Here is a 17,895-nt window from a genome sequence, read left to right on the forward strand (position 1 = left end):
GACCACGAAAGAAGGAATGGCCATGGCCCTGATCGTCGATCTGCCACGGAACGAAAGCGGTATCGCCACCGCGCTGGATGTCCTGCGTCAGAAACTGGGCGAGGCCCGGGTCGAGACCGGGCAGGCGTTGCGCGAACAGCATGGCCACACGACCACGTGGCTGCGCAATCAGCCCCCCGACGCCGTGATCTTTCCCCAAAGCACGGAGGAAGTGCAGGAGATCGTCCGGGTCTGCGCCGAATACCGCGTTCCGATCATTCCCTTCGGCACCGGCACCTCGCTTGAAGGTCATGTGAACGCCCCTGCGGGGGGCGTGACGCTGGACATGTCGCGCATGGATCGCATCGTGGCGGTGCATCCCGAGGATATGGACGTGGTGATCCAGCCCGGCGTGACGCGAAAGGCGCTGAACACCCATCTGCGCGACACGGGCCTGTTCTTTCCGGTCGATCCCGGCGCGGATGCCTCGCTTGGCGGGATGGCGGCCACCAGCGCCAGCGGCACCAACGCCGTGCGCTACGGCACGATGAAGGACAACGTGCTGGCGCTGACTGCCGTGCTGCCTTCGGGCGAGGTGGTCAAGACGGCCTCGCGCGCCCGCAAGACCAGCGCGGGCTATGACCTGACGCGGCTGATCGTCGGCTCCGAAGGAACCTTGGGGATCATCTCCGAGATGACCCTGCGCCTGCAGGGAATCCCCGAAGCGGTCTCGGCCGCGACCTGTTCCTTCCCAAGCGTGAAGGACGCCTGCGACGCGGTGATCGCCACCATCCAATACGGCCTGCCCGTCGCCCGGATCGAGTTGCTGGACACGCTGACGGTCAAGGGCGTGAACGCCTATTCCAAGCTCAGCCTGCCGGAAACGCCGCTTCTGCTGCTGGAATTCCATGGCACCGAGGGGGGCGTCGCGGAACAGGCCGAGGTCTTTGGCGAGATCGCGGGCGAGGCCGGGGGAACTGGGTTTTCCTTCACCACGCATGAGGAAGAACGCAGCCGCCTGTGGCAGGCCCGTCATGACGCCTATTGGGCCTCGCTCGGGCTGCGGCCCGGGGCCAAGGGGATCTCGACCGATGTTTGCGTGCCGGTCAGCCGGTTGGCCGATTGCGTTGCAGCGGCGCAGGACAAGGCCGCCGAGATGGGCTTCGTCGCGCCGGTCGTGGGCCATGTGGGCGACGGGAATTTCCATGTCCTGCTCTTGATCGATGTCGATAACAGCCAGGAGATCGCCGCCGCCGAGAACTACATCGGCTGGCTCAACGAGTTGGCGATCTCGATGGATGGCACCTGCACCGGCGAACACGGAATCGGCCAGGGCAAGGCGGGGTATCTCGAAGCGGAGTTGGGCGCGGGCGCGATGGAGATGATGGCGGCGATCAAGCGGGCGGTCGACCCGCTCAATATTTTCAACCCCGGCAAGATGCGGTTGCCAAACTGATGCGCCCGAACGGACACGGCATTCCCTCGGCCCATGACGAGCCGCATCTTTCGGGGCGCTCCGGCTGGCTGCGCGCGGCTGTCATGGGGGCCAATGACGGCATCCTTTCGACGGCCTCGCTGCTGGTCGGGGTCGCGGCGGGATCGAGTGACAAGGTAACGATCCTTCTGGCCGGGATCGCCGGGACGAGCGCGGGCGCGCTCAGCATGGCGGCGGGCGAATATGTCTCGGTCTCCAGCCAGGCGGATGTGGAACGTGCCGATGTCGCCCGGGAACTGGCCGAGCTGGAGGCCAATCCGCAGGGTGAGTTGGACGAGTTGGCCGCGATCTACGAACAGCGCGGGCTGTCGCCGGATCTGGCCCGGCAGGTGGCGCAGGAACTGACCGAAAAGGACGCGCTCGGCGCGCATCTGCGCGACGAGATCGGGTTGACGGACCTGTCCCCGCCGCAGCCGGTGCAGGCCGCCGTCGTCTCGGCCCTGACCTTTGCCGCGGGGGCGGCGATTCCCTTGGCCGTCGCCGTTCTGGCGCCGCTCGAGGCGGTGAAATACACCGTGGCCACCGCGACGCTGCTGGCGCTTGCGTTGCTGGGGGCGCTTGGGGCGCAGGCGGGGGGTGCACCGCGCCTTCCGGCGGCGATGCGCGTGGTCTTCTGGGGCGTTGCGGCGATGTTGGTGACCGGCGGGATCGGGGCCCTGGTGGGGCAGGCGCTTTAGGACTGTGCCGACAGGGCGCGCCAGTCCTTGGCGTCCAGAACCGACAGGTTGCCCTTTTCCAGTTTCAGCAGGTGCGCAGGTGCGCCTTCGGTGATCCGGTTCGGCACTCCGAACAGCAGCCGATGCGGCCGGTCGAAGCCCATGGGCAACACCTCCTGCCAAGGCAACTCCATCACCTGCCGGATATGGCGCAGCCCCTCGACCAGGCTGAGGTCGGCGCCCGCCAATGTGCCGTCCTCCAGCGTCAGGCGACCGGCCTTGCGGGTGATCGCGCGACCGTTGAGGGTGAAGCCTGTCCGGTCGGTGCCCGCCACGGCCATCGCGTCCGAGACCGGGATCGCGGCCTCGGGCCGGGCGCGCAGGGCGAGGCGCAGGGCCGCGTCATGCACATGATGGCCGTCAGCGATCAGGCCGAACCACGCGGCCCGGTCCAGCGCCGCGCCGACAAGACCCGGCCGGCGGTGATGCAGCCCCGACATCGCGTTGAACAGATGCGTGACCATGCGCGCCCCGGCCTCCAGCGCGGCGCAGGCCGTGTCGTAGTCGCAATCGGAATGTCCGAGCGCCACGATGACGCCGCCCTCGGACAGCCGCGCAATCTGTTGCGGGTTGGCGCGTTCGGGGGCGAGCGTGATCATCAGAACCCCGACGCGCGCCCTCGCAGCAAGATAGCGGTCGACATCCGCGTCGGTCAGGTCGCGCAGCCGGCCCGGGTCATGCGCCCCGGCAATGGCGAGGTGCGGCCCTTCCAGGTGCAGGCCAAGGATTCCGGGATCAGCCGCTTTCGCAGCCGCGATCAGCGAGATTGCCCGGGAGATGGCCTGCGGGGTGTCCGAGATCAGCGTGGGCAGGATCGCCCCGGTGCCGAGGTGGCGATGGGCGGCGAGGATCTCCAGCACGTCGCCGGGCGCTTCGCACTCGCCCAGCATCCGCCCCGCGCCGCCATTGACCTGAATGTCCAAGGGCGCGGGGCAGAGGAGCGGCGCGTCCTCGCGCGCCTTGCCCTTGCGCAGCGCCGCGATGCGCCCGCCCTTGATCTCGATCTCCATGCCCCGGTGCAGGCCGGCACCATCGAGAAGGTCGACCGAACCAAGCTTCATGGCAGCGCCCGGGCGAGGCGGAGCGCACCGTCCAGCGGGCGTCCGGCAGCGGGGCGGCAGGCCTTGGTCAACTCGTCGGGGAGAAGCGGCGCGAGCAACTCACCCATCCCGCCCGACAGTACCAGGAGCTCGCCCGGTACATGGCCTACATCCGCAAGCCCCTCCCTCAGCGCGGCCACCGTGTCCGCGATCAGGCCCTGCGCCATCGGGGTTTCCTTGTGGCGCAGCACCAGCCGGGCCAGTTGCGCGAAATCGCCGGGAACGGCGTCGCGGGCGAAGAGAACCGGGTGGGGCGGCGTCGCCTCGATCAGCGCGTCGGCAAGGGGGTCTTCGGGCAGGCGACCGTCGCTTACGCGCAGGGCGCGCGACAGCGCGCGGCGACCCAGCCACGCGGCCGACCCCTCGTCACCGAGGCGAAAGCCCCAGCCGCCGATATGGCGGGTGTCACCCTGCGCCTTGCGGATGAAGAAGGAACCGGTGCCAAGGCTGGCCAGGGTGCCGTCGGCCCCGTCCAGCGCGCCTTCCATGGCTGTCACGGAATCGTCCACGACATAGGCAAGGAAGGGCAGGCGGGTCGCGAAACTGTCGGCCGCGCCGGGCAAGCGCCCCCCGGCAAGGCCCGCGCAGATCCGCGCCCGGGGAAGGTCGGACCACCCCAGGCCGGCCGCGCCAAGCGCTTCGACCAGCGCCTCGCGGATCGCGGCTTCGGCCCCGGCGGGATCGGTCACGATATTGGCCGGGCCGCCCCGTGTCTCGATCGGTGCGCCCCCCGCAATCGACAGGGCGACGCGGCAGCCCGTGCCCCCGCCGTCGATGCCGATATCGATCCGCTCGTCCATGCCCGTCCTTCAATCCAGCGCCACGGCCTGCCCGGTCCGGGCCGATTCCTGCGCGGCAAGGCCCATTTTGACCGCCCACGCGCCGTCGTCCAGCGTCACCTCGGGGCGGCGGCCGTGACGGATCGCCTCCAGAAAGCGCTGGTGCTGGTAGTAGGTCGCGCCGTTATGATCCCCCGCATCGAGCAGTTGGCGGTCAACCGGGATCTCGATCTCGCGCGGGCCTGTGGGGTTGCGCGGGCTGACGATGACGCGCGGGATGGGGGCGGGGCCGATATCGTGGTTCCAGAACCGGGTGGGACCGGGCACCTTGGCCTCGATCTTGCCCTCGGGGCCGATGGCGGAAATCTCCTCCTGGTATTCCGAGCCTTCGGCGAACATGGACAGTTCCAGCATGGCCCGCGCGCCGCGCGCGAAATCCACGATGACATAGCCGTGGTCCCAGATGTCGGGCACCGCGCCGTCATAGCTCTCGTCGAGGTGGTTCACGGCCTGACCGGCGCTGGCCATGACGCGCACCGGGTCATCATTCAGGATGACGCGCATCAGGTCGAAGAAATGGCAGCATTTCTCGACCAGCGTGCCGCCGGTATTGTGGTTGAACCGGTTCCAGTCCCCCACCTTTTTCAGGAAGGGAAAGCGGTGTTCGCGGATCGTCAGCATGCGGATGCCGCCGGTGGCCGCATCCGCCATCTCGCGGAACCGGGCGACGGGGGGCATGTAGCGATATTCCATCGCGACCCAGATCGGGGCGGGAAAGCTGCGCGCCAGTTTCGCAAGGTGCGGCGCATCCTCGGCCCGGGTGAAAACGGGTTTCTCGACCAGAACGGGCAGGGGGCGTGTCGCCGCGACCTCCTGCAACTGGCCGATATGGCGGTGGTTGGGCGAGGCGATGACCAGCGCATCCACGTCGTTGCGGTTCAGAAGCGCGGGCAGGTCGTTGGCCCGCGTGGCCCCCGGCACCAGCGCGCGGGTGAACAACGCCTGCTCCTCGTCGGGTTCGACGAAGGCGCTGACCTCGGCCTCCGCCAGAAGGGCGATGTTGCGGATATGCTCCCGCCCCATCATCCCGCATCCCAGGATGCCGTATCGGGTCATGCGCCTTGTCCTCCCCTGCAGCGCGGTGTCATGGAATGCGCGCGACGTAGCGCGCGCGGGCCGGATCGAACCAGCTTTGCGAATACTCGATGGGCTGGCCGTCCTGGTCGAAGCTGAGCCGGGCGACAAGGCCCATGGGCTGGCCCTCGGGCAGGCCGATCTCGGGCGCGGCCCAGGCCGGCAGCGGCTCCACGCCCACGCGGTCCTCGGCCCGGATGACGGTGAAGCCCAGTTTCTCGGCATAGGTCTTGTAAAGCGACTCCGACAGCATCGACGGGGCAAGCCGTGGCGCATGGCGCGGGTCGAGCCAGATCTCCTCGGCCGAGGCGGGCGTGCCGTCGAGCGCGCGGATGCGCCGGATGCGCCAGGCCCAGTTGGCCGCGCCGATATCGGGCAGGTCGCCGGGTTTCGTCATGCCGTCGAGCGAGATGACGCGCGCCGTGGGCAGGCCGCCGCCCTCGATCCTTTCCAGCCGGAAGAAGGCGTAGATGCCTCTATCGCGCGGGCCGCCGAGAACGTAATTGCCCGACCCGTGCCGCCGCTCGATCAGCCCGCGTTCGGTCACGACGGCCAGCGCCTTGCGCAGCGTGACGGGCGACACGCCATAGCCGTCCGCCATCTGCCGTTCGGGCGGCAGGCGGTCGCCCGGGGCCATCCGCCCGGTGCCGATCTCGATGGTCAGGTGTTCTGCGATGCGCAGATAGGCGGGCAGGGCGCCCGGCTCTGCGTGCGGCGGCGTGGCCATGCTCCTCCTCCCCGAAGCGGTGGCGCGGATCAAATTGTTATACCATTGATCTACACGTGGCGGGGCTGCTACGCAAAGGGTGAATTCGAGGCAGGGAGGAGCCCAGAATGACCGTTGTCCCCGTCACATCCGCCGATCTCGACGCCGCCGAGGTATCGTGGTTCGCCGCACTCTGTTCCGACGATTACGAGTATCTCGGCGTGCCCGACGGGCGGCTCAGATCCAGTTGGGCGCATTGCTCGTCTATCTTGCAGGAGGCCGAGGCGCAGGGGTTTCGCAACATCCTGTGCCCCTCCAGCTACCAGGTGGGCCAGGACACGCTCAGCTTCGTGGCCGCGGGCAGCCAGGTGACCGAGACAATCAACATGCTGGCTGCCGTGCGCTGCGGAGAGATGCAGCCGATCATGCTGGCGCGCACCATCGCGACGCTCGACCACATGCTGGAAGGGCGGCTGACGGTGAACATCATTTCGTCCGACTTTCCGGGCGAGAAGGCCGACAGCGCGTTCCGCTACCAGCGCTCGCGCGAGGTTGTGGAAATCCTGAAACAGGCCTGGACGCGGGACGAGATCAACTTCGCAGGACAAGTCTATGATTTCAAAGGTCTGACGACTGATCCGGCCAAGCCCTACCAGACCGGCGGGCCCTTGTTGTATTTCGGGGGATATTCGCCCGACGCGCTGGAACTGTGCGGCGAGCATTGCGACGTCTACCTGATGTGGCCCGAGCCCAAGGAGCAGATCGCCGAGCGTATGAAAGCGGTGAACGCGGTCGCCGAACGCTACGGCCGGACGCTGGATTACGGGCTGCGCGTGCATGTGATCGTGCGCGACACCGAGGCCGAGGCGCGCGAGTATGCGGACCACCTGACCTCGAAGCTGGATGACGAGTTGGGGCAATTGATCCGGGAACGCGCCCATGATTCCGGATCGCTTGGCGTCAGTCACCAGGCCCGCGCGCGGGAACTGGCCGACCAGTTCGGCTATGTCGAGCCGCATCTTTGGACCGGGATCGGGCGCGCGCGCTCGGGCTGCGGCGCGGCGCTGGTGGGCTCCGCCGACCAGGTGCTGTCGGAGATCGAGGCCTACAGGAAGATGGGCATTCGCGCCTTCATCTTCTCGGGCTACCCGCACCTGGATGAATGCCGCCAGTTCGGAAGACTGGTCTTGCCGGAATTGAAAACCTGTTCGCTGCCCGAAGTATATGGCCGGATGCCAGAGGGCCTGCCGAACACACCGCTTGGCGCAGGGGAGAGACGCTGATGGACCGGATCGCAGTTGGACCGCTGGAATTGTCGCGCATCGTCTATGGCATGTGGCGGCTGGGGGATGACGCGGACACCTCGCCCGCGCATGTTCAGGCGAAGGTCGAGGCCTGTCTTGCACAAGGCATCACCACGATGGACCAGGCCGATATCTATGGCGATTACGGTGCCGAGCAGCTTCTGGGGGCGGCCTTCCGTGCCGCCCCTGACCTGCGCGACCGGGTCGAGCTGGTGACGAAATGCGATATCGTGGCGCCTGCCGGGTATCACGCGGATAAGCGGGTGAAGTATTACGACACCTCGGCGGGGTACATCACGGCATCGGTCGAGCGGTCGTTGAGAGAGATGGCGACAGACCGGGTGGACCTTTTGCTGATCCACCGCCCCGACCCGCTGATGGACCACGAAGAGACGGGCCGCGCGCTGGATGGCCTCGTCGCCTCGGGCAAGGTGCGCGCGGTGGGCGTGTCGAATTTCCGCCCCTGGGATTGGAAGCTGCTGCAATCGGCGATGCGCGAGGCGCTGGTCACGAACCAGATCGAGATGAGCGTGCTGCACATTGATCCGTTCACCAATGGGGACCTGGCCTTCCATCAGCAGGCGGGGGTGCCGGTGATGGCGTGGTCGCCGCTGGCCGGGGGGCGGCTGTTCGCGGAGGAGGGCGCTGCCGTTCGCGCGGTGCTGGAGCGGATCGGTGCAGAGCAGGGCGTCGACGCGGCGGCTGTCGCGGTGGCATGGCTCTTGCGGCATCCGGCCAAGATCTTGCCGGTGATGGGCACCAACAGCCTCGACCGGATCGCGGGGCTGTCGGATGCGCTGAAGGTCACGCTGGACCGGCAGGACTGGTTCGAGATCTACACCGCCGCGCTTGGCCACGAGGTGCCGTAGGGGGGGCTGCGCGGCCTGCGTGCCCCCGTCCGGGGGCCTTGTCCGCGCATCGGGGGCGCTGCCCCCGGACCCACGGAGTTTTTCGGCCAAGATGAAGGGGGGCCTTAACCGCGCAGGGTGAGGCCGGTTTCCGTGTCGAACAGGTGCATCGCGGTGGACTTCGCGGTGAGGGCGACCTTGTCGCCGGGGCGGATGGTCGTTTGGCCGGGATTGTGCACGGTAACCGGGGTTTCGTTCTGGAACGTGCCGTAGAGATAGCTTTCCGAGCCGAGCTGTTCCACTGCGCCGACATGGGCATGCAACGCGCCGTCGGGGTCGGGCTGAAGCTCGGTCGGGCGCAGGCCGAGGGTGACCGTCTGGCCGGGGGCTTGGGTGAACCGCCCCTCGGGCAGGTCGATCGTGTCGCCGGTGTCGAGGATCAGCCGGTTGCGGTCATCGGCATCGGTGCGGCCTTGCAGGAAGTTCATCTTGGGGCTGCCGATGAACCCGGCCACGAACAGGTTCGCGGGATTGTTGAACAGGTCCAGCGGGCGGCCGAACTGTTCCAACTCGCCCAGGCGCAGGACGGCGATCTTGTCGGCCATGGTCATCGCTTCGACTTGGTCATGGGTGACGTAGACCATCGTGTTGCCAAGGCGCTTGTGCAGCGCCGCGATCTCGCCGCGCATGTCGACGCGCAACTCGGCATCGAGGTTCGATAGCGGCTCGTCGAAGAGGAAGATGTTGGGTTCGCGCACCACGGCGCGGCCGATGGCGACGCGCTGGCGCTGCCCGCCGGACAGGTCCTTGGGGCGGCGGTCGAGCAGCATGTCGATCTGGAGCATCTTGGCGACCGCCTCGACCTTCTCGCGGATCTGGGGTTTGGGCGTCTGGATGTTTTCCAGCCCGAACGAGAGGTTCTGGCGCACGGTCATGTGCGGATAGAGCGCGTAGGACTGGAACACCATGGCCAGGCCCCGGTCGGCGGCGGGGATGGCGTTGACGACCTCCTCCCCGATGGCGACCTCGCCGCCGGTGATGCTTTCCAGCCCCGCGATCATGCGCAGAAGCGTGGATTTCCCACAGCCCGAGGGGCCGACGAAGACGCAGAACTCGCCATGGTCGACGGTCAGGTCGATGCCCTTGATGACCTCGACCGTGCCATAGGATTTGCGCACGCCGCGCAGGTCCAGCTTTGCCACTTACTTGCCCCCCGTCGATGCGATCCCGGTCGCGATGTATTTCTGCAGGAACATGAAGACGCAGGCGATGGGCAGAAGCGTCAGCACCGTCATCGCCAGAAGCGAGGACCAATCTGTCTGAAGCTCTCCCTGGAAGGAGTTGAGCGCGAGTTGCAGGGTGAAATTCTCCGATTGGGTGAGCACGATCAGCGGCCAGAGGAAATCGTTCCAGCGCCACATGATGGCGAGGATGGCCAACACCGCGATGGCGGGTGCCGAGAGCGGCAGGATGATGCGCCAGTAGATTTTCCATTCCGAGGCCTTGTCCATGCGCGCGGCATCGAGGATCTCGTCGGGGATGGTCAGCATGTACTGACGCAGCAGAAAGACGCCGGTCGGCGTGGCCGCGCCGGGGATGATCACGCCCCAGAGGGAGTTGAACAGGCCCAGTTCGGTGACGATCAGGAACAGCGGGACCAGCACGACCGTCTGCGGGATCATCAGGGTCGAGATGACGAGGAGGAGCACGGTGGTGCGGCCCCGAAACTCGTATTTCGACAGCGCGAAGGCGGCCATGGAGTTGACCAGCAGAATCAGCGCGGTAGCCATGATGGTGATGAAGGTCGAGTTCCAGAAATAGCGCAGGAAGGAAAACCGCTCGAAGAGGTCGGTGTAGTTCTCGGTCGCCAGCGCGATGCGGTCCACCGGCTCGCGCTGGTCTATGGTGACGCGCAGGCGTTCGGTGGGGTTTTCCGGGTCGATCATCTGTGCCTGCAGGCCCACGCGGCGCAACTGGGCGAGGACCTGCCCCTCATACTCCCCGCCGGTCATCCGGAACAGGGGCAGGGGGTCGTCATAGCCGTCCACCATCACGGTTTGCTGCTGGTAGGGCAGGAAGGTGGGGGGATAGCGTTGCAGGTCGGCCTCGGTCTTGAAGGAGGACATGACCAGCCAGACGACGGGGCCGAACATCAGGAAAATGCCAAGCGTCAGGTAGGCGTAGCTGGCCCAGTCGGTCCAGTGCAGCCGTGCGCCGCCGCGCGTGTTCGTCAGGAAGGCCCAGACCCTAGCCATCGACATTCCTCCGGTTGAGCCACAGTTGCACGAGCGTCAGCAGGATCAGCACCAGCGCCACCAGCAGCGAGGCCGCGGCGGCAAGGCCGAAGAGGCGCGGCGCCCCGGCAAAGCCGCGTTCGTAGATATACTGGATGATGAAAGTCGTCGCCGTGCCCGGGCCGCCGCCGGTAAACGCATAGACCTCGTCGAAGGTCTGCACGCCCTTGATGAGGGCGAGGACAAGAACGACGAGCATGGTCGGGGCGAGCAAGGGCAGGGTGATCCGCGTCAGGCTGCGCCAGGGGCTGGCGCGGTCCATGATCGCGGCTTCGTAGACATCGCGCGGGATCGCTTGCAGCCCGGCCAGCAGGATCAGCGTGTAGAACCCCATATGCGCCCAGACCGAAATGAAGACCGACCACGCGAAGGCCCACCCGGCGTCCACCAGCCAGTTGATCCCACCCGCGCCGGTCCAGTCGAGAAAGGCATTCAGCACGCCCTCGCGTTGCAGGATCCACTTCCAGATCAGGGCGACGACGACGGGTGACAGGAGGACGGGAAAGAAGAAGACGGCCCGGAAGAAGCCGCGCGCGCGGATGTCGCGGTTGAGGATCAGCGCGGTCAGCAGCGAGAAGCCGACCATGAAGCCGACCTGAAGCGTCACGAACCAGGTCGTGTTCCACACCGCGCGCCAGAACTTGTCCTCGCGGCAGGAGTTGGGGTCGAAATGGTTGGTGCAATCGGTCAGTTGCACGAAATTGCGCAGGCCGACATCGGGGCGGTCGGCCAGAAGTACGTTGTCGCCGCCCGTGGTGGCATAACTGAAATTCAGGATGACGGGCAGGAAGGCGAAAAGGCCGAACAGCACCAGGTTCGGCGCAAGGAACACCCAGGCCAGTTTGTTCATGCCCAGAAGGCGCTGAAGCGCCAGCATGGGGATCTCGACGATCCGCATGAGCGGAGAGATGAGGCTGAGCATCGGGTCGTGACCGTCAGGGCAGGTCCCCGCGCCCCGAGAGGGCGGGGACCGAACCTGTGTTACTGGGTTTCCGCCATCGCGGCGGCGAGGTCATCGGCCATGCGGCCCACGGCGTCTTCGACGCTCAACTCACCCACGATGGCCTGGCTGACCCGTTCGACGGTGATGCCGAACATCGCGCGGTTGCCGGCATAGCCCTGGTAGGCGAAGGCCGCCGGGGCCACGTCGGGCAGATCGGCGGCAAAGGCCGTCAGGGCGGCGGCGGCAGGGGCCGACACGTCCTGGTATTCGACCATGTCGCCGACACCGAGATGCGCGGGCAGGTTGCGCGTGCGCGAGGTGACCTCGGCATAGATCTCGGGCTGGGCGAGGAAGTCGATCACGGCGGCGACGATCTCGGGGTGGTCGGTCTGCTCGAAGCCGACGATGCCCGCGCCACCCGGCATGCCGGAACAGGCGCCAGCCGGACCGCAGGGGGAGCCCACGACCTGCCAGTCGAAGAAATCGCCGACCTGTTCGTCCATGCGCCCGACCTGCCAGCTGCCGGAATAGTAGAATACCAATTCGCCGTTGATGAATTCCTGCGCCGCGTCCTGGTAGGTCGCGCCGCCCTGGCCAGCCCAGACATCGCGCGCCATGGTGCCGTCCTCGTTCCAGGCGACGAATTGCGCGACGAAGGCGGCGAAGCCGTCATCGGACAGCGTGGGGGTGCCGTCCTCGCCGAAAAGCGCCGCGCCATAGCTGATCGCGGGACCGGCGACACGGTGGCCCGACCGGTCGATCGCCATGGGGAAGGGGGTGTCGGTGGCTTCGGCCACGGCACGGCTGGCCTCGGCCCAGTCCTCCCAGGTGGCGTCTTCGCCAGGCATCTCGACGCCCGCCTGCTCGAAGAGCGTGGCGTTGACGAAGGCGCCGGTGATGGTCAGCTGGCTGTGCATGCCGTAGATGCCCGTGTCATCGGGGCCGCCGCGATACCAGTCGAGCGTGCCGCCGAAGGCCTCTTCCCAGGCGTTGGCATCCACGTAGGGTGTCAGGTCGAGGTAGTATTCGTTCAACCCGCCGAGGTCGGTGACCTTGGCCAGGTCCGGGCCGGTGCCAGCGGCGAGCTGCACGGGCAGGTTTTCGAGGATCGCCTGGTAAGGCACCACGTCGACGATCACGTCGACGCCGTCGTTCTCGGCCTCGAACCGGGTCAGAACGTCGTCATAGACTTCGCATTCATTGCCATCCGAGTAGCACATGAAGCGGATTTCCTGGGCGCTGGCCGCGCCGGCCAGCACGATCAGGCCAGTTGCAAGCGCGGTGGACGCGGCGAATTTCGATCGGGTCACGGTCTATCCTCCCTGAAGGATCATTTACTGTCGGTGTGCCGGTTCGGCGTAATCCGTGTTTGTGACACTTTTCTTGGCCCCTCACCGGTATACCGGTGGGCGGCTTCTCCACCATGGCGGGAAAATTCACACCAAGCAACCGTCTGTGTGACGGCTGTCATCACGTCGCTCGTTCGCGGGGTGCGGTCAGCCCGCCGCCGCAAGAAGCTGCGCGTTTCCGCCCGCCGCCGTCGTGTCGATGCACAGATGCCGTTCGAGGGTCAGGCGCGGGGTCGGGTCGGCCTCGGCGATCAGGGGCAGGATCGGCCCGTCGCGCTTGGCCAGCGCCTGCGCGATCGGGCGCAGGGTGGCGTCCTCGGCCCAACAGATCACCGCGTCGAGGGGGGCGAGCGTTTCCAGCCAGTCGGACGGCACATGCCCGGACAGTCCGTCATCCACCCCAGGCGCCACCGCCAGCGCGGTGCAGCCCGCCTCCCGGGCCAGCCGTGCCTGGTCTTCCGCCGCCTCCTTGCCGGGGCCGAGGCAAAGGACCCGCCCGCGCGGATGTGTGCTCAGGCGGTTCGACTCCCCCGTCGGTCCGGGAAGCGAGCGTGCGGACAAGGTTTCATCCCGTGGATCGGGCAGGGCGGCGAGCGCCTTGTCCAGCATGGCGCGATCCACGGCGGGGGCGTCCGTCGCCCGTTCCCGTCGCAGCGGGGCTTGCGTGAACCGGCTGACATAATGCGGGCCGCCCGCCTTGGGTCCGGTGCCTGACAGGCCCTCTCCGCCGAAGGGCTGGCTGCCGACCACGGCCCCGATCTGGTTGCGGTTGATATAGGTGTTGCCGACCCGGATGGCGGCGCAGACCTGCTGCACCCGGTCGTCGATGCGGCTGTGCATGCCGAAGGTCAGGCCATAGCCCTTGGCATTCACGGCCTTGATCACCTTGTCCAGATCGCGCGCCTTGTAGGTTGCGACATGAAGGACGGGGCCAAAGACCTCGCGCGTCAGCTCCGCGATGCCGCCCGGCAGTGACAGGAGGGTGGGCGGCACGACATGGCCCTGCGCGGGGCGGCCGAGCTGGGCGATCAAGCGCCCTTCGGATCGGGCGGTGTCGATATGGGCCTCGATATCCGCCTGCGCCCTGGCGTCGATGACGGGGCCGATATCGGTGGAGAGGTGCCACGGATCGCCAAGGCGCAATTCCGCCATCGCGCCCTTCAGCATGTCGATCACGCCGTCGGCCACATCCTCCTGCACATAAAGCATCCGCAGCGCCGAGCAGCGTTGCCCCGCGGATTGGAAGGCCGAGGCAAGGATGTCGCGGATGACCTGTTCCGGCAGGGCGGTGGAGTCGACCACCATCGCGTTCAGCCCGCCGGTTTCCGCGATCAGCGGCGCGGTGGGCGGCAGGTGGTCGGCCATGGCACGGTTTATCGCCTGTGCAGTCGCGGTCGAGCCGGTGAAGCAGACCCCGGCAATACGCGGGTCGGAGGTGAGTGCCGCGCCCACCACGCCCCCCTCGCCGGGCAGGAGTTGCAGCGCGGCACGCGGCACGCCCGCCTCGTGCATCAATTGCACGGCGCGGTGCGCGATCAGGCTCGTAGTTTCAGCGGGTTTCGCCAACACACCGTTGCCTGCCGCCAGCGCGGCAGAGATCTGGCCGGTGAAAATCGCAAGCGGGAAGTTCCACGGCGAGATGCAGGTGAAAAGGCCTCGGGCCGGCGTGGTGAGGGCGTCCGCCTCATTGGCGTAGTAGCGCAGGAAATCCACCGCTTCGCGGAGTTCGCCAACCGCGTCGGGCAGCGTCTTGCCGGCTTCGCGGGCGAGCAGGGCGAACAGTTCTCCGAAATGCGCCTCGTACAGGGCGGCGGCGCGCCGCAAGACCTCGGCGCGTGTCGCGGCGGGGGCATCCCATGGGCGGGCATGGTCAAGGGCTGTGGCGATGTCCTGTGGGCTGGCCTCCTGCACGGTGCCGACCCTGTCCTCGGGATTGGCGGGCGCGTGCACTTCGCGGCTGGTGCCGGGGGCAAGGTCGCCGGCAATGAGCGGCGCGGCGGTCCAGCGATGCCCGGCAAAGGGTTTTCTGGCGGCCTCGATCTCGGCCAGCGTCAGCGGGTCGGCCAGGTCGAAGCCTTTTGAGTTCACCCGCCCCTTGCCGAACAGCGCATTCGGCCGGGTGACGGCGCTATTCGCACCAGTCGTGGCGATCTGCTCGAACGGGTCGGCGGCGACCGCCGCGACCGGCACATCCGCATCCAGCACCTGGTGCACGAAGCTGGAATTCGCCCCGTTTTCCAGCAGCCGCCGCACGAGATAGGCCAGCAGATCGCGATGCGCACCGACGGGCGCGTAGATCCGGCAGCGCGTGGCGTTGCCGCGCCGGACCTCTTCGTGCAGCGTCTCGCCCATGCCGTGAAGACGCTGGAACTCGAACGCGGTCGGGTCATCGGCCATTTCCAGGATCGCGGCGACCGTCTGCGCGTTGTGGGTGGCGAATTGAGGGTAGATGCGATCCGTCATGCCCAGCAATTTGCGCGCATTGCAAAGGTAGGAGACGTCGGTCGCCACCTTGCGCGTGAAGACCGGGAACCCGGGCAAGCCCTCGACCTGCGCGCGCTTGATCTCGGTATCCCAATAGGCACCCTTGACCAGCCGCACCATGAGGCGCCGGTCCAGCCGGTCCGCCAGCGCGTGCAGCCAGTCAAGCACCGGGGCGGCGCGCAGCCCATAGGCCTGCACCACGACCCCGAACCCGTCCCAGCCCGCCAAGGCGTCATCGGAAAGCACGGCTTCGATCACGTCCAGCGACAGGTCCAGCCGGTCGGCCTCTTCCGCGTCGATGTTGAGGCCCATATGCGCCGCGCGGGCGGCGCGGGCGAGGGTGCGCACGCGCGGCACCAATTCCTCCATCACGCGGTCGCGCTGCGCTTCCTCGTAGCGGGGATGCAGGGCCGACAGCTTGATCGAGATGCCGGGATTGTCGCGGATGTCGTCCGACCGGCAGGCGGCGGCCAGGGTGTCGATGGCGTGGGCGTAGGCCTCGAAATAGGTCTGCGCATCGTCCGCCCTCATCGCGGCCTCGCCCAGCATGTCGTAGGAATAGCTGTAGCCCTTGGCCTCCATTCCGGCGGCGCGGGACATGGCCGCGTTCACCGTCTCGCCCAGCACGAACTGCCGCCCCATCTCGCGCATGGCGCGGCCCACGGCGGCGCGGATCACCGGCTCGCCCAGGCGGCGCATGGCACCGCGCAGGACGTTGGCCATGCCCTCGCCATCCTGCAACACGCGCCCTGTCAGCATCAGCGCCCAGGTCGAGGCATTGACCAGCGAAGAGGAGGATTTGCCCAGATGCGCCCCCCATTCCGAGGGCGCGATCTTGTCCTCGATCAGGGCGTCGATGGTGGCGGCATCCGGCACGCGCAACAACGCCTCTGCCAGGCACATGAGGGCCACGCCCTCACGCGTGCTGAGGCCATACTCGGCGAGGAACAGCTCCATCATGCCCGGCGTCTTGTCCGCGCGCAGCGCCTCGATCAGCCTTGTGGCCCGCTTGGTGGTGGCCGCGCGCGTGGCGGCATCGGGGGCGTGCGCTGCCATGAGATCGCGCAGGATCGTATCCTCGTCGCCGTACTGCGCGGCCCGGATGCGGGCCCGGATTTCGGCGATGGCTTGGGGTGTTCTGGGCTGGTCGAGGGGCATGGCGTCACCTTTGCAAAGGCAGGTCCGGTGTGATGCACCATCGTACACCCATGCATGCAGGCGGTTTTCCTTGACTTGTGAAAAACGAGGGCGTTTTTCCTTTGATTAAGCCAAATGAAAGGAAGGCCGATGTCTGATGGTGCCGCTCTCGATCTTTTCGACCGCAAGATCCTTGCCGTGCTCAGCCGGGATGGGCGCCTGCCGATCACCGAGATCGCGCGCGAGGTCGGGCTGTCGAAAAGCCCCACGCAAGCCCGGGTCCGGCGGCTTGAGCGCGAGGGCTATATCCTCGGCTACCGCGCGCTTCTGGACCCGGCCAAGCTCGACCGCGAGCATGTGGCCTTTGTCGAGGTGCGCCTGACCGACACGCGCGAGGCGGCCTTGTCCGCCTTCAACGCGGCGGTGCGCGCCGCGCCCGAGATCGAGCAATGCCACCTGATCGCGGGACAGTTCGACTACCTGTTGAAGATCCGCTGCCGGGACATGCGCGCCTACCGCGATATCCTGGCCGAGGTCGTGTCGAACCTGCCGTACCTGTCATCGACCTCGACCCACGTGTCGATGCAGGCCGTGAAGGACGCCGCGCTTTGAGGGGGGCGCAGGAAATCTTGAGATTTCCGGCAGGAAAACCCGGGTTTTGCTGCCGCGCTTTGGCTCAGAGCTTCGACAGGTGTGAGGCGCACCCGGTCAGCGCGGCGTAATCGTCGGTGACGACGGCGATGCCGAACTGTTCCATGAACCCCGAGAAACGGCCCTTGTCGCGAAACGCCTCGACGAGGCCCAACTCCTCCAGCCAGGGCAGGAAGTGCCGGGTCACGCCGCCCACAAGGTAGATGCCGCCGAAGGGCAGGTGGGACAGGGCCAGGTCACCGATCACGACTCCCATCATCCGGACGTAAAGGCGCCCTGTTTCCAAGGCTCGCTCGTCGCGCGTGGACATGGCGTCGAGGATTTCGTTCGGCGCGGCATCGCGCCCGTGCAGCGCCTTGTGCAGGCGGCTGACCCCGCGCCCCGACAGGACCTCTTCGACCGAGGGGTGGCCATGCCCATCGTCGAGCTTGTCCAACAGCGGCAGCAGCGTCGGCTCCGACGCGGGCAGGGAGACGTGGCCGGCCTCGGAGGGCGGGACGAAGCGCCCGGCGGCGGTGTCGAAGACCGGGCAGGCGTTGAACCCGGTCCCGATGCCCACGACCAGTTTCGCGGCGTGGGCCGTGTGCGGCGGCTGCGGCAGGACCTGGTTCAGGTTGTCCGCGCTGATGTGGCCGATCGCATGACCTTGCGCCTGAAGGTCATTCAGGACGGCCACCTTGTCGGCGGCCAGGGCGCGGCCCAGAACCTCGCGGTCGATGCGCCAGTCGAGGTTGGTCAATTGCGCCACCCCGTCGCGCACCGGCCCGGCCGCGGCCACGCAAACGCCGGTGATCTGGGTCGGGGTGATGGCGCATTGCCCAAGATAGGCCTGGATCACGGCGTCGATGCCGCCGTGTTCGGCATTGCGGAAGCGGCAGATGCTGTCGGCATCGACCTGCGGCCCATGGGCCAGGGCCACACGCGTGTTGGTGCCACCGATATCGGCAACGAGGGACAGGCCGCTTTCTTGCGTCAT

The 17,895-nt window shown here is 67.3% G+C and carries 15 protein-coding genes; 5 read left to right on the plus strand and 10 right to left on the minus strand.

Features of this window, described 5'->3' with window-relative positions; translation table 11 throughout:
• Positions 1–22: 22 nt before the first annotated feature.
• Both ABD923_RS04990 and ABD923_RS04995 read left to right on the plus strand, forming a co-directional pair.
• Positions 23–1,435 (plus strand): FAD-linked oxidase C-terminal domain-containing protein, encoded by a 1,413-nt coding sequence (locus ABD923_RS04990; protein ID WP_259546338.1) that lies wholly within the window; start codon positions 23–25, stop codon positions 1,433–1,435.
• A complete protein-coding gene (locus tag ABD923_RS04995; RefSeq protein ID WP_259546336.1) occupies positions 1,435–2,151 on the plus strand; it encodes a VIT1/CCC1 transporter family protein in 717 nt (238 codons plus the stop codon). Before ABD923_RS04990 ends, ABD923_RS04995 begins: the two co-directional genes overlap by 1 nt.
• Here ABD923_RS04995 and ABD923_RS05000 read toward each other — a convergent pair.
• From ABD923_RS05000 to ABD923_RS05015, 4 genes are read right to left on the minus strand one after another with little or no spacing between them, the layout of a single operon-like run.
• Entirely contained in the window at positions 2,148–3,251 is a 1,104-nt protein-coding gene (locus ABD923_RS05000) for an N-acetylglucosamine-6-phosphate deacetylase (protein ID WP_259546334.1), read from the minus strand. The two genes, ABD923_RS04995 and ABD923_RS05000, sit on opposite strands and share 4 nt — an antisense overlap.
• Positions 3,248–4,090 (minus strand): glucosamine kinase nucleotide-binding domain-containing protein, encoded by an 843-nt coding sequence (locus ABD923_RS05005; protein ID WP_259546332.1) that lies wholly within the window; start codon positions 4,088–4,090, stop codon positions 3,248–3,250. Before ABD923_RS05005 ends, ABD923_RS05000 begins: the two co-directional genes overlap by 4 nt.
• Positions 4,091–4,099: 9 nt before the next feature.
• The gene (locus tag ABD923_RS05010) at positions 4,100–5,185 is read right to left on the minus strand and encodes a Gfo/Idh/MocA family protein (RefSeq protein ID WP_259546330.1); all 1,086 of its coding nucleotides are present in this window, start codon (positions 5,183–5,185) and stop codon (positions 4,100–4,102) included.
• 28 nt (positions 5,186–5,213) lie between these two features.
• Positions 5,214–5,930 carry a GntR family transcriptional regulator gene (locus ABD923_RS05015; RefSeq protein WP_259546328.1) on the minus strand — a complete coding sequence of 239 codons (717 nt, stop codon included), beginning with the start codon at positions 5,928–5,930 and terminating at the stop codon, positions 5,214–5,216.
• A gap of 107 nt (positions 5,931–6,037) precedes the next feature.
• Here ABD923_RS05015 and ABD923_RS05020 point away from each other — a divergent pair, with 107 nt between their 5' ends.
• On the plus strand, positions 6,038–7,192 hold the full coding sequence (locus ABD923_RS05020) for an LLM class flavin-dependent oxidoreductase (RefSeq protein ID WP_259546327.1): 1,155 nt from the start codon (positions 6,038–6,040) through the stop codon (positions 7,190–7,192).
• Complete coding sequence (locus ABD923_RS05025) at positions 7,192–8,082, plus strand: aldo/keto reductase (RefSeq protein ID WP_259546326.1); 891 nt, start codon at positions 7,192–7,194, stop codon at positions 8,080–8,082. Before ABD923_RS05020 ends, ABD923_RS05025 begins: the two co-directional genes overlap by 1 nt.
• Before the next feature lie 104 nt (positions 8,083–8,186).
• Here ABD923_RS05025 and ABD923_RS05030 read toward each other — a convergent pair whose 3' ends face one another.
• The 5 genes from ABD923_RS05030 to putA form a co-directional block, all read right to left on the minus strand.
• Positions 8,187–9,263 (minus strand): ABC transporter ATP-binding protein, encoded by a 1,077-nt coding sequence (locus tag ABD923_RS05030; protein WP_259546325.1) that lies wholly within the window; start codon positions 9,261–9,263, stop codon positions 8,187–8,189.
• Complete coding sequence (locus tag ABD923_RS05035; protein ID WP_259546324.1) at positions 9,264–10,316, minus strand: carbohydrate ABC transporter permease; 1,053 nt, start codon at positions 10,314–10,316, stop codon at positions 9,264–9,266.
• The gene (locus ABD923_RS05040) at positions 10,309–11,277 is read right to left on the minus strand and encodes a carbohydrate ABC transporter permease (protein WP_222187629.1); all 969 of its coding nucleotides are present in this window, start codon (positions 11,275–11,277) and stop codon (positions 10,309–10,311) included. Before ABD923_RS05040 ends, ABD923_RS05035 begins: the two co-directional genes overlap by 8 nt.
• Before the next feature lie 59 nt (positions 11,278–11,336).
• The gene (locus ABD923_RS05045; protein ID WP_259546322.1) at positions 11,337–12,608 is read right to left on the minus strand and encodes an ABC transporter substrate-binding protein; all 1,272 of its coding nucleotides are present in this window, start codon (positions 12,606–12,608) and stop codon (positions 11,337–11,339) included.
• A gap of 186 nt (positions 12,609–12,794) precedes the next feature.
• Positions 12,795–16,289: a bifunctional proline dehydrogenase/L-glutamate gamma-semialdehyde dehydrogenase PutA gene (gene putA, locus ABD923_RS05050; protein ID WP_259546321.1), complete on the minus strand. Its 3,495-nt coding sequence runs from the start codon at positions 16,287–16,289 to the stop codon at positions 12,795–12,797.
• Between the two features lie 129 nt (positions 16,290–16,418).
• Between putA and ABD923_RS05055 the strand changes: the two genes are divergently transcribed.
• Positions 16,419–16,880 (plus strand): Lrp/AsnC family transcriptional regulator, encoded by a 462-nt coding sequence (locus tag ABD923_RS05055; RefSeq protein ID WP_259546320.1) that lies wholly within the window; start codon positions 16,419–16,421, stop codon positions 16,878–16,880.
• Between the two features lie 64 nt (positions 16,881–16,944).
• Here the strand turns inward: ABD923_RS05055 and ABD923_RS05060 are convergent, their stop codons facing one another.
• Complete coding sequence (locus ABD923_RS05060; protein WP_259546319.1) at positions 16,945–17,895, minus strand: glucokinase; 951 nt, start codon at positions 17,893–17,895, stop codon at positions 16,945–16,947.

The organism is [Roseibacterium] beibuensis, from assembly GCF_039542305.1.
Lineage (GTDB): Bacteria > Pseudomonadota > Alphaproteobacteria > Rhodobacterales > Rhodobacteraceae > Roseibacterium > Roseibacterium beibuensis.